The 13,011-nt window shown below is 71.7% G+C and carries 5 protein-coding genes and 2 pseudogenes; 6 read left to right on the forward strand and 1 reads right to left on the reverse strand.

Features of this window, described 5'->3' with window-relative positions:
- Nucleotides 1–986: pseudogene (locus OIC96_RS47375) on the forward strand (transposase); the annotation flags it as partial.
- A 101-nt stretch (nucleotides 987–1,087) separates the two neighbouring features.
- Here the strand turns inward: OIC96_RS47375 and OIC96_RS47380 are convergent.
- Nucleotides 1,088–2,026: a serine protein kinase RIO gene (locus OIC96_RS47380; RefSeq protein WP_330301875.1), complete on the reverse strand. Its 939-nt coding sequence runs from the start codon at nucleotides 2,024–2,026 to the stop codon at nucleotides 1,088–1,090.
- A 285-nt stretch (nucleotides 2,027–2,311) separates the two neighbouring features.
- On the opposite strand from OIC96_RS47380, the gene OIC96_RS47385 reads away from it, so the two are divergent.
- The 5 genes and pseudogenes from OIC96_RS47385 to OIC96_RS47405 form a co-directional block, all read left to right on the forward strand.
- The gene (locus tag OIC96_RS47385) at nucleotides 2,312–2,434 is read left to right on the forward strand and encodes a hypothetical protein (protein ID WP_330301874.1); all 123 of its coding nucleotides are present in this window, start codon (nucleotides 2,312–2,314) and stop codon (nucleotides 2,432–2,434) included.
- Nucleotides 2,435–2,622: 188 nt separating this feature from the next.
- On the forward strand, nucleotides 2,623–10,122 hold the full coding sequence (locus OIC96_RS47390; protein WP_330301873.1) for an SDR family NAD(P)-dependent oxidoreductase: 7,500 nt from the start codon (nucleotides 2,623–2,625) through the stop codon (nucleotides 10,120–10,122).
- 23 nt (nucleotides 10,123–10,145) lie between these two features.
- Nucleotides 10,146–10,889 carry a thioesterase II family protein gene (locus tag OIC96_RS47395; protein ID WP_330301872.1) on the forward strand — a complete coding sequence of 248 codons (744 nt, stop codon included), beginning with the start codon at nucleotides 10,146–10,148 and terminating at the stop codon, nucleotides 10,887–10,889.
- Nucleotides 10,886–12,361 (forward strand): MFS transporter, encoded by a 1,476-nt coding sequence (locus tag OIC96_RS47400; protein ID WP_330301871.1) that lies wholly within the window; start codon nucleotides 10,886–10,888, stop codon nucleotides 12,359–12,361. The genes OIC96_RS47395 and OIC96_RS47400 overlap by 4 nt, the downstream gene beginning before the upstream one ends.
- A 371-nt stretch (nucleotides 12,362–12,732) precedes the next feature.
- A pseudogene (locus tag OIC96_RS47405) lies at nucleotides 12,733–12,954 on the forward strand (zinc ribbon domain-containing protein); the annotation flags it as partial.
- Between the last annotated feature and the right edge of the window lie 57 nt (nucleotides 12,955–13,011).

Below are 13,011 nucleotides of genomic sequence, written 5' to 3' on the forward strand. Positions count from 1 at the left end.
GAGCTGGTCGAGGACAAGCTGGTGCGGTGCCGCAAGCTGCGCATCGACACCACCGTGATCGAAGCCGACATCGACCACCCCACGGACGCCGACCTGCTGGACCACGGCGTGCGCAAGCTGGGCCGACTGGTACGCCGGATCAAGGCCGCGGGCGGCGCCAGGCGCACCCGCTTCCGTGATCGCACCGATCAGCAGGGCGCCGCTTGAAGGAGTTCTCGCGCACCCTGCGACGACGCACCGGCCAGGCGATGGGCGAGACCGACCGGCTCACCGGTGAGATCGCCACCGCGGCGCGCGCGACACTGCGGGACGCGGCCACGGCGGAGCGCAACGCCCGCCGCGCGCTGGGCAAACGGCCTTCGGGACGCCTCGCGCGAGTGGTGGCGGGGCCGGCCGAGACCTCGGCCGGCACTCGCCGGCTGCTGGAGCAGACCGCTTTGCGGCTGGCGGGCATCCGCACCATCCCCGACCGGCTGGTCTCGTTAGCCGACCCCGAGGCCCGGCCGATCCGCAAGGGCAAGCCTCAGCACCCCACCCAGTTCGGTTACACCACCCTGGTCGCCGAGGATGAACGCGGCTTCGTCGTCGACCACCAAGTCAACCGCGGGAACCCGCCCGACGCACCGCAACTTGTGCCCTCGGTCGAGCGAGTGACCGCGCTCACTGGCCGACCGCCCGGCACCGTCGTCCCCGACCGCGGCTTTGGCACCGCCGCCAACGACCGGGCGCCGGCCGAACTCGGCGTCCAGCGGATCGGCCTCCGACGCAACGGAACACCGGGAAAGACTCGACGCGAGCACGAGCGCACCCGCCCGTTCCGCCGGATGCGGAACTGGAGAGTCGGCATCGAAGCCCGTATCAGCCACCTCAAGCGCAGCTTCGGCTTCCGCCGCACCCGGCTGCGCCGCCTGGCAGGCGCGCAGACCTGGGCCGGACTCGGGATCTTCGCCTACAACCTCCATCGGATGACTGTCAGCGGCCGGTGAGGACGCAACTACCCCTGGCCCCGGCACAGGAGTGAGCCCGCAGCAACAGGCCTGCCACCAGGCCAAAACCCTTTTTCAGGGGCAAGCAGCTAGCCGCCCGGTCAGAAGGCGTGTGCCATCAGCTCCGCGAACAGCGTGTGCTCGTCGGCATCGAGGCCCCGCGAGCGGAACCAGCCGCAGATGTTGGCGCAGTCGCGCTGGAGGAAGGTCATCCCGTTGAGGTTGCCGACCAGGTCGACGATCTGTGGCAGGTCGATGATGACCAGCCGCTCGCCCGCCGCCAGGATGTTGTACGCCGAGAGGTCGCCGTGCACGAAACCGTTCTGCACCATCGTCGCGAGCGCATCGGTGAGTTGTTCGAAGTACGCCGCCAGCAGCTCGGGTGAGGGGCGGGTCTGGGCGAGCCGGGGTGCGGTCGCGACGGCGCCGTCCTCGTCGACGACAGTGATCCACTCCATCAGGATCTCGGTGCCGTCGATCTGGACCGGATAGGGAACCGGCAGCCCGAGGTTCCAGAGCCGCACCAGCGCACCCCACTCGGACACCGCCCACTCGCCGGCCGCGACCTGCCGGCCGAAGGTGCTCTTCCGCTTGAGGGCCCGCTCGTCACGTGAGCGCTTCATCGAGCGGCCCTCGGTGTAGGACGCGGCGCGGTGGAAGGCCCGGTGCTCGGGAGAGCGGTACCGCTTGGCCGCCATGACCACGCCGGCGGCGGGGTCGAGCGGGTCGGCGCGTTCGACGAGGTGGACGTCGGCCTCCTTGCCGGTCTTGAGGACGCCGAGCTCGGTGTCGATCGCGCCCTGCGAGGTCACCACCCAGTCCGGGAGCGGCTCGGGGCCTCGGCAGAGGGGTTCGACGCTGAGCCAGGTCGACCAGCGCTGGCCGTCCTCGAGGTCGTCGTAGGAACGGAAGTCGAAGACGAACCGGTCGTCGACGTCGCCCAGGTCGTCCGGCGGCGGGACGTGGCGGTAGGGGTCGGTGATGAAGTCGTCAGGAAATGCCGGGTGCTGAGGGTGCTGCGAGAGATCGTCGTGAGACATCGCTGGAGGTGCTCCATGAGGTGAGAGAGGATCGGTCTGCGGGCAGGCCGAGGACAGTCGTAGTCACGGTCGTGCCTCCTCTCGTGGAGCACCGGGCAGCTCCCGGTGTCCCGCCCATGGTGAGGGGCGGAGACGGGGAGCGGCAACCGAATAAAGTCGGCCCGCGTCGAGCGGCCCCAGCGGTGCCGTAGGTTCCGGCGTGATCCTCCGTACCGGGCTCGTCCCGGCCCTGTTCGGGCTGACGTTGGCCGGGTCGTTGCCGGCCGGACGCCCGGTGCGAGCGGGATGGGAGACCCGTATTTCCCACAGGACGGCAACGGCGGCATCGACGTGCTGCACCACGACGTCCGGGACGGCTACCGGGATGCATTCCTTGCCGACTGGAACACCGAACCTCGCGCTGCGTAAACGTCTGCAGAGCCGACGATGAAAAGGGGCGGCAGTGTCGGACGGCGTTGCCGTCGGGCACAGCGCAGTACAACCCCTTGGCGTAACTTGCCTCAAGGCTCCGTCCCGCATCCCTCGTCGGCAGTAACCCCAGGTCGGCCCAACGAGTTGGGGGAAGCGTGACCCAGGTGAACGACAACGCTCGTACGATGTCCGATGCTTCCGCGGAGAATGCCGTTCTCCTTGCCACCACCCCGCCCGGGCATGCGGAGGCCCGGGACGGAGACGTCGCGGTGGTGGGCGTGGGGATCCGGCTGCCCGGGGGGATCCGGTCGCTCGACGGGTTGTGGGCGGCGCTGGCGGAGAGTCGGGACCTGGTCGGCAAGGTGCCGGGCGACCGGTTCGACGTGACGCGGTTCGTGTCGTCCGACGGACGTCCGCGCTCCGGCCGTACGTACACGGCCGCGGGCGGCTTCCTGGACGACGTAGCCGCCTTCGACGCGGAGTTCTTCGGCATCTCGCCGAAGGAGGCATCCAGGCTGGACCCGCAGCAGCGGCTGCTCCTGGAGTGCGCCGTCGAAGCGTTCGGCGACGCGGGCATCGACCCGGCGGCGCTGGCCGGCAGCGACACGGCGGTGATCATGGGCGTGTCGTCGCACGGATTCGGCGATCTGCAGCAGCGGCGGCCGCGCACGATGAACGCGTATTCCATGAGCGGTACGGCGTCCTGCAACACCGCGAACCGGGTGTCGTACGTCTTCGATCTCCAGGGTGCGTCGTTCGCGGTGGACACGGCGTGTTCGTCGACGCTGACCGCGGTGCACCAGGCGTGTCAGGAGGTGCGGTCCGGGCGCAGTGCGCTCGCGCTCACGGGCGGTGTGAGCGTGATGCTCAATCCGTTGGAGAGTGTCGGGTTCGCGCAGGCGTCGATGCTCTCGCCCACCGGGCGGTGCCACCCGTTCTCCGAGCGCGCGGACGGCTTTGTGCGCGCGGAGGGAGCCGGTGTCCTCGTGCTCAAGCCGCTGTCTGCGGCGCTGGCGGACGGCGACCGGATCCACGGGGTGATCCTTGGCAGTGGTATCAACACGGACGGACGTACCGTCGGGTTGGCGCTGCCGAGTGCGCGCAGCCAAGCCGCGCTGCTGGCGCGGGTGTATGCCGAGGCGGGCATCGGCGCGGACGAGGTGGCGTACGTCGAGGCGCACGGCACAGGTACCCAGGCTGGGGATCCGGTGGAGTGTGCGGCGTTGGGTGAGGTGCTCGGGCGGCGCCGTACCTCGGGCGCGCCGCTGCCGATCGGATCGGTGAAGTCGAACCTGGGGCACCTGGAGGCGGCGGCAGGCGTGCCCGGGCTGCTCAAGGCGCTGTTGGTGCTGAGGGAGCGGCGGATTCCCGCGACGCTGCACACGACTCCCCTGAGTTCGCGGATCGACTTCGCCGGGCTGGGCCTGGAGCCTGTGGCCAAGGCGCGCCCTCTGCCCGGGAAGCGGCCGGTGGCAGGGGTGAACTCCTTCGGGTTCGGCGGTGCCAACGCCCACGTGGTGCTGTCCGCAGCCCCCAAGGCGTACGACGGGGCGCGTCCCGGTTGCGACGGCCCACTCCCGCTCGTTGTGTCCGCTCGTACGCCGCAGGCGTTGGAGGCTGCCGCCGTCCGGTGGGCGGAGCACCTGGAGGACCTGGTTCCGGACGCCTTTTACGACACGGCCTACACGGCGTGCCGTCGTCAGGCCCGGTATGAGCATCGTTTCGCGTTGCTGGCCGAGGACCCGTCAGCGGCGCTGCGGCGGGTGGCACGCGGCGAGCCCGCACGGGGCACGGCTCGTGCGGTCGGTGTGGAGCGGGGTCGTATCGGACTCGTCTTCAACGGCAACGGCTCCCAGTGGGCGGGGATGGGGGCGGAACTCCTCGGTGCCGAAACGCACTTCACGGCTGAGGTCGACGCGGTCGACGAGGTGTTGCGCCCTCTGCTGGGCTGGTCGGTGAGGGAGGAGATGGCCGCACCCCGCGGGCGGGAGGTGTGGCAGCGCACCGAGATCGCCCAGCCGATGCTGTTCGCCCTCCAGGCCGGGCTGGTCGCGGCGCTGACCGCGCGCGGTTTCGCTCCCGCCGCGATGTGCGGGCACAGCGTGGGCGAAGTCGCGGCCGCCTACTGCGCGGGAGCCCTGGACCGTGTGGCCGCCTGCCGGGTGATCGCCGCGCGCAGCCGCTCCCAGGGCGCGACCGCCGGGAGCGGGAGAATGGCGGCCGTCGGGCTCGGATCCGAGGACGCCGAAAAGCTGATCTTCGAGATGGGGCAGGCGAAGCGGCTGGTGATCGCCGGGATCAACAGCGCCCGGGACGTGACCGTCGCAGGGGACACCGCAGTGCTCGCCGCGTTCGGCGAAGAGCTCGGCGAGCGGGGGGTGTTCTTCCGCGACCTCGGGCTGGACTACGCCTTCCACAGCCCGGCCATGGACAAGTTGCGCGGGCCGCTCACGGCCATGCTGTCCGGGCTGCCGACACGGCCCGCTCACATCCCTCTGGCCTCCACGGTCACCGGGCGGCTCAGCAGCGGTGAGGTTCTCGACGCCGAGTACTGGTGGCGCAATGTCCGCGAGCCCGTCCGGTTCGCCGAAGGGGTGGACGTCCTCGTCGGTGAGGCCGGCTGCGACGTCCTGGTGGAGATCGGCCCGCACCCGGTACTCGGCGCGTATCTGCGCCGTGTCACGACCGGTGCCGGGCAGCCCGTCGCCGTGATCCCCACCCTCACGCGCACCGCCTCCGGCCCCGACGCGCTCGACGCCACTGTGGCGCAGCTGCTGGCGTGCGGGGCCGAAACCGACTGGAGCATCCCGTTCCCGCATCCAGGACGGGTGGCCGATGTGCCCGCCTATCCCTGGCAGCGTGAACGCCACTGGAACGGCGATCCCGGATGGTGGCTGGAGACCGCGGCCGAGGACGACGGCGAGTCGGCGCAGCCCCCGCACGCGCTGCTCGGCGTACGACAGCCGGGAGCGCGGCCCGCCTGGCAGCAGGAGCTCTCCTCCGGCGCCCTGGGATGGCTCGCCGATCACCTGGTCGGCGAGACGGTGGTCGTGCCGGCAGCCGGATACGTGGACATGGCCCTGACCCTCGGGCAGGCCGTGCACAACGCGCCCGTGGAGGTGCACGGTCTGTCGATCAGCCGTGCGCTGAGCCTGCCGGGCGACGACGAGGACCGCACCATGTCCGTCCACACCGCGCTGGAACACGACGGCCGTTTCACCGTCTCCAGCCGTGACGGGAGCGGTGGCGCATGGGTCGAACACACACGCGGCCGCGTACGCAAGCTGCTGCGCGCCTGCCCGCCCGGTGCCGACCCGCACACGCTGCGCGCCCGCATGCCCCGCGAGATGAGCGCGGGCGACCACTACACGGTCTGCGCCCGTGCCGGGCTGCCCTACGGTTGTGCGTTTCGTACCCTGACCGGCCTGCGCACCGACGGCGGGGAGAGCCGTGAAGTACTCGCCTCCTACGCTGCCACCGCCGAGCTCGACGACGCTCCCCTCGCCCATCCGACCCTCCTCGACGGCGCGCTCCAGGCGGGCCTGCCGCTGCTCGCGGCAGCCACCGACCGGCAAGCGGCCGACCCCGACCGCGCGCCGGCCGCTTTCCTGCCCGTCGGCATCGACACCGTTCGCTGCTGGCAGCCGCTGCCCCGCACCGGCCTGATCCATGTACGCCTGCGTACCCGCACCGCACGCGAGGCCGTCTGGGACATGACCGTCATGGCCGAAGACGGCACCGTGGCCTTGGAAGCGCTCGGCTGCCGACTGCGCCGCTTCGACGCGACGCGTTCCCCCGCCCCCCAACAGCTCGCCGAGGTCCTGCGCGCCGCCCCGCTGCCCACGAGCCGGGCCACCCAGTCGTCCTGGCCCACGCCCATTGACACCCTCGCCACCTGCGCGGACCAACTCTCGCGAGCCGCCCAAAAATGGCGGACACACCCCTACGACCGCGCCCGCGCCCGTTGCCTGCGCATGAGCGCGCACCTGACCGCAGCCGCCGTACGCGAACTCCTGCCGGGCGCAGTGGAGTTCACCTTGGACGACCTGATCGCGGCCGGGGTGCGGCCCCGGCATCTCAGGCTGCTGACCGCCCTGTTCGAGCACGCCGTACAGCAGGACGTCCTGACCACGCAGGGGGACGGCCGGTGGCGCGTGGCGGAGGAACCACAGCCGCACCGGCTGTTCAAGGAAGCACTCCTGGCCTTCCCGGCCGAGGCCGCCCCCGCGCAGGCGTACGGCGTGTGCGGGCTGCATCTGGCGGACGTGCTGCTCGGGCGCGCCGATCCGCTCACGCTGCTGTTCGCCGAGCCCGACGCCCTCGCCGCGCGAATCTACGACAGCACGCCCGTGATGCACCACCAGTACCGCACCGCCCGGCTCCTGCTTCAGACGGCCCTCGCGGCCTGGCCCGAGGGGCGGCCGCTGCGTGTGCTGGAGGTCGGCGCCGGAACAGGCGGGCTGACGGCCGCGCTCCTGCCGCATCTGCCGCCCGAGCGCACGCACTACACCTACACCGACGTGTCCTCGGCCTTCTTCCCGGCCGCCCAGGACCGCCTCGCCGACCACGACTTCGTCCACTACCGCTGCCTCGACCTCGACACCGACCCCGTCGCCCAGGGCTTCACCCCTGCCTCCTACGACCTTGTCATCGCCGCGAACGTGCTGCACGCCACGCGGGATCTGCGGCGCACCCTGCACCGGATCGGTGATCTGCTGGCCGACGGCGGACAACTGCTCGCGGTGGAGAGCCACGACGAGGCCGCACTCACACCGGTGTTCGGGCTGCTGGACTCCTACTGGGGCGCCGAGGACACCGATCTTCGGCCGGACGGGCCGTTGCTGGCACGCGACCGATGGCCCGGACTGCTGGAAGAGTGCGGATACACCGGCACTGTGCAGCCCGGCGACGCCACACAGCCCGCGCACGACCACTACTCCGTCATCCTCACCGTCCGGGCCCCTCGCCCCACACCCGCGCCGATGCCGGCGACCGCATCGCCCGAGCCGCGTTCGGTGCGCCCGCCCGCAGTGGCCCACCTGACCAGCGGGCCCTTCGCCACCGCGGCCGCCACGGTCCTGCGCGCCGACGCCCGGCGCGCAAGTGAAAGTCCGCTGCGGTGGTCAGAACTCCTCGCGGACACCGACGACGTGATCCTCCTGGCCGGCAGCGGCGAGGGCGGCGCGACCGGGAGCGGGGGTGGCCCGGCCGCTGCCACGGAGGCCGCCGTACGCCACTTGGCCGTGCTGCGAGCGCTCGCCACCGCCACCTGGCAGCTGCCCGCGGACCGAGAGGTCACCGTCTGGCTCGTCGTGTGCGGAGCCCGCGACATCCCGCCGACCGCCGCCGCGGCCGTGTGGGGAGCGGCCCGCAGCCTGGCCAACGAACAACCGCGGCTGACCGTCCGACGCATCGCCCTGGCTGCCGGTGCCGAGGACAGGCTCGCCGAGGAGCTGACGGCCCGCCCGGCCGACGACGAGGTCCTGCTGACCAGCCAGGGACGGTTCGTGACGCGGCTGCGTCCCTACGCACCGCCTCCCGCCCCGGCTCCGACGGCATGGACAGCGGGGACGTCCCCCTCGTACACCCTGGTCCTGGAGGAGCCCGGTCTGCGCTACCGGCTCGGCTGGCGGCCTGCCCGAACGCCCCGGCCGGGCCAGGGCGAGATCGTCGTCGAGGTCGCGGCCGCCGCGCTCAACTACCGCGACATCATGGCCGCGACCGGCCTCGTACCGCCGCCCGAGGCGCCGCGCGGGCTCGACGCGGAACCGATCGGCCTGGAGTGCGCCGGCACGGTCGTCGCCGTGGGCGCTGACGTCGAACACATCCGTGTCGGGGACAGGGTGGCCTGTCTGACCCTCGGCGCTTACGGCTCGCACGCGTGGGTCCGCGCGGACCGAGTGATGCCGCTGCCGGACGGTATGGACTTCACCGAGGCCGCCACGCTCCCGACCGTCTTCCTGACCGTCCAGCATGCCCTGGACCACCTGGCCCGCCTGCGGCCCGGCGAAACCGTGCTGGTGCACGGCGCGGCCGGAGGCGTGGGCCTGGCCGCCCTGCAGTACGCCCAGCACGTCGGCGCCCAGGTCATCGCCACCGCCGGCAGTCCCGCCAAGCGTGACCTGCTGCGGCTGCTCGGCATCGAGCACGTCCTCGACTCACGCACGCTGCGCTTCGCCGACGAGATCGACGCGATCACCCAGGGCCGGGGCGTGGACGTCGTCCTCAACTCCCTGGCCGGTGAGGCCATGGACCGCAGTCTGCGCGTTCTGGCACCGCACGGCCGGTTCGTGGAGCTCGGCAAGCGCGACTTCCTCGCCGACAACTCCCTCGCCCTGGCGCCCTTCCGCGACAACCTCTCCTTTTACGGAGTGGACGTCGCCGCCCTGCTCACCGACGCCTCAGCGCTGGCCGACGCCCATCTGACGGCGATCACCCGGGCCGTCCACGAGGGCATCTACCGCCCGCTGGCGCATCGCGTCTACCCCGCCGCCAGGATCCGCGAGGCGTTCGCCGTTCTGCAGCACTCCCGGCACATCGGGAAGGTCGTCGTCGCCTTCGACGCCGCCGAACCGTTGCCGGTCCGCCCCGCTGCCACCCCCCTCGTCCTGGACCCGGAGGCGAGTTACCTGGTCACCGGCGGGCTGGGCGGCTTCGGCGCCGCCACCGCCCGCCACCTGGCCGCCCGCGGGGCCCGCCACCTGACCCTGGTCGGCCGACGCGGCGCGCGCACGCCCGGCGCCGCCGAACTGACCGCCGACCTCGCTGAACTCGGCGTGCGGGTGAACACGTACGCCGTCGACGCGGCCGACCCGGACGCCATGCGCCGGATCCTCGACGGCCTCGACGCCCAAGAGCGGCGCCTGGCCGGAGTCGTCCACGCGGCGATGGTGCTCGACGACGCCCCACTGCACGAACTGGACGACGAGCGCGTACGGGCCGTTCTCACCCCCAAGATGGCGGCCGGTCACGTGCTGGACGAGCTGACCCGCGACCGCCCGCTCGACTTCTTCGTCGTCTACAGCTCGGCCGCCGCCGTAGCAGGCAACCTCACGCAGTCGTCGTACGCGGCCGCCAACCTCGCCCTCGAAGCCCTCGTACGCGACCGTCGCCGGGCCGGGCTGCCCGCCCTCGCGGTGCAGTGGGGCGCGATCGCCGGATCCGGCTACGTGCATCGCACCGAACGCGACGACGAGATGACGGCGCTGGGCATCGGCGGACTCGCCACCGCCGACGCGCTCGCCACCCTCGACCGGCTCCTCGCGGACCCCGACCCCGACACCACGGCGGTCACCGTAGGGCACATCGACTGGGCAAGAATGCACCGCTTCCTGCACATCCTCTCCGCACCGCGTACGGCCGCGCTGCTGCCCCCGGCCGAACACACCGACGGTGCGGAGTCACTGCGACAGGCGCTCAAACAGGCCGCGCCCGGCAACGCCGCCGCACTCGTCGAGGACGTCCTGGCCGACCTCCTCGCCCACGTCCTGCAGACGACGCCCGACCGCATCGACCGGACCCGACGCCTGGACCAGCTGGGCGTGGACTCCCTGCTGGCCGCCGAACTCGCCGCCCTGCTGCAGCAGCGGCTCGGCTGCGACCTGCCCACCATGGAACTCGCCGGCACACCGAACCTTCCCGCGCTGGCCCAGCGTGTGCTCGCTCGCCTCAACCCCACCCGCTGACAGGCCCGATGAGGAACGCTTCCGTGCCCGCACTCGTCCCCCTCACCCACCGCCCCCAGGCAACCGCACGCATGTACTGCCTGCCGCCCGGCGGTTCCGGCCCGGAGTACTACCAGCCCTGGGCCGACCTCCTGCCGACCGCCGTCGAGGCCTACGCCGTCGCCCTGCCCGGCCGCGGCAACCGCCGTGACGAGCCGTCACCGACCGACCCAGGAGCACTCGCCGCCGCGCTCGCCTCCCTCACCGACGATGCCACCGACCCGCGGCCTTTCGCCCTGTTCGGGCACAGCTTCGGCGCCCTGCTCGCCTACGAGACCGCGCGCCGCCTGCGGCGCACCGGTCGACGCGAGCCTGTACTCGTTGCTTTCTCCGCCTTTCCCGCACCCCACCAGGGGGAACTTGACCGGCTCCTGGCCACCCTGCTTACTTCCGGCCTCAACGCCTTCACCGACATGGTGGGGCCCGTCCCCGCCGAAATTCTCGAAGACTCGGTGGCCGTGACGAGTCTGTGCACGCCGTTCCTTGCCGACCTGGTCCTCGCCCTGCACCACCGCCACCACGACGAACCACCCCTGCAGGTGCCTCTGGCCCTGTACGGAGGCGACGCGGACCCCTTGGTTCCGCCGGACTGTCTGGAGCGCTGGAACGACCTGTTCACCACCCCCGCCACGCCCTACCTCTTCGCCGGACGCCACACCTACCCGCAAGACCAAACCCCGGCGCTGGTGCGCCGGCTCGCCAAGGACCTACAGATGGCGGCCCGATGACCCGTGACGGTGCGCGCTGGACGGCCGCCGTCGTCGTCTGTCTAGGCGTGTTCCTGCTCGGCATGGACCTGACCGTCCTCAATGTCGCCTTACCCGACCTTGATCGCGACCTGAAACCCTCCATGGCCCAGATCCAGTGGATCGTCGACGCCTACGCCCTGGTCCTCGGCGGCATCGTCCTGACCGCCGGAGCCCTCACCGACCGGATCGGTCGGCGCCGCGCATTCACGCTCGGTCTGGTCGTGTGCGGCACTACATCCGCGCTTGGCGCACTCGCCGAGGAACCGGGCTGGCTCATCGCCGCGCGCTGTGGCATGGGCGCAGGGGCTGCCCTGCTCATGCCCGCCACCCTGTCGATCATCAGCAACCTCTTCACCGACCCCGCCCCGCGGCGCCGGGCGATCGCCGTGTGGGCCGCCGCCCTCGGTCTGGGCGGCATGACAGGACCCGTGCTCGGCGGGGCCCTCGTCGAGACCTTCTCCTGGCGCGCCGGGTTCTGGGTGAACGTCCCCCTCGTCGCTGTGACCCTGATCCTCACCCTGCTCGCCGTACCGAAGACAGGATCCAGCCGTACCGGGGGCCACAGCGACGAGCGGGTCGACCTCCTGGGCGCGCTGCTGTCGGCGTGCGGGCTGCTTACGCTCGTCTGGACAGTGATCGAAAGCCCGGTCAAGGGATGGACGAGCCCGCCGGTGCTGACCGGGTTCACCCTGGCCGCCGCCCTGCTGACCGTGTTCGTCGCACATCAGAGGCGCCGCGCCGAGCACGCGATGCTGCCCCTGCCCCTGCTGCGTCTGCCCGGCGTGATGCGCGGCGCCACGTCCCTGACGCTGCTGTCCTTCGCGATGTACGGAGCGCTGTTCGTCATCACCCTCTACCTCCAAGGCGTCCTGGGCTACACCCCCTGGGAGGCCGGCGTACGCACGCTGCCCCTGGCTGTGGCTCTCGCCGCAGGCTCACTCGCAGCACCGCCGCTGCTGGCCCGCCACGGCGAACGAACGCCGCTCACGGCCGGACTCGCCCTCGTCACCGCCGCGTTCGCCATCCTTGGCCACACCCAGGCCACCTCCGGCTACGGACACCTGCTGCTCTTCGAAGTCATCGCCGGACTGGGCGCCGGGCTGGTCGCGGCCGTCGGCACGGACACCGTCATGGGGGCGATCCCGCCGTCCCACGCCGGACTGGGATCCGCGGTGAACGACGCCACCCGCCAGGTCGGAGCCTCCCTCGGCGTCGCTGTCCAGGGCTCCGTCCTCAGCACGGTTGTCACCGACCGCCTGGGTACTGTGGCCTCGGCGACCACCCCGACCGCCGTGCTGCCACCGTTCCCGGCCGCACGGCAGGCGTTCGTCGACGGCCTCACGACAACGGCCCTGACCGCGGGGGCCATCACCTTGGCGGCGGTCCTGGCGGTCATTCCCTGGCGCAACGTGATTCCGCTCGCCACGACGTCCCGTGAGAGTCCTGAATGAGCGGTACGGACCCGGCACCGTAGGCCCAGCCGCCACTTTCGCGGCTCCGTAGCAGGTGGCGGTAGGGGGGTTTCGTCAGGCTTTCAAGGCCGGGGCATGCGCGGTCACTCGGAAACGGGGGATGTCCAGGGTGGGGTGAGCGTGGGGGTGTCTTCACGCAGAGCCGGGAGTTGGACTGGCACCGGTCGATGACCTTGGCCTCCTCGATCCGCACTCCCATGACCGCAGCGACGTCTTCGACGGGAATCGAGTTCGGCACACGGTGCTGGTAGTAGGTCCACGCGGTCGGTGCCGAGTCCGAGCCAGGGAAGTATCCAGGCGGGCGCGGACCAGCCGGGCCGGCTCACCCTGGGAGGGGGAACCGCCAGGCCTGCGGGGCCAAGGACGGACCCAAGCCCCTGCACGTACGGTCATGGACCTGCACCGCCTGCGGTGCGGTCCATGACCGCGACCACAACGCCGCGAAGAACGTCAAAACGGCCGCCGGACTGGCGGTTGCAGCCTGCGGAGCGCAGGTCAGACCAGGACTCGTCCCGGCACAGCGCGACGAAACAGGAAGCCACGGATTCTCCACCGAACCCCGTGCCGCGTAGCGGCACAGCAACGGACGAGAAGGCCAGAATCCTCGAGCTTCAGCCCGAGGAGCAAGT

Origin of the sequence: Streptomyces sp. NBC_00775, from assembly GCF_036347135.1 — a bacterium.
GTDB classification, from domain to species: domain Bacteria; phylum Actinomycetota; class Actinomycetes; order Streptomycetales; family Streptomycetaceae; genus Streptomyces; species Streptomyces lutosisoli.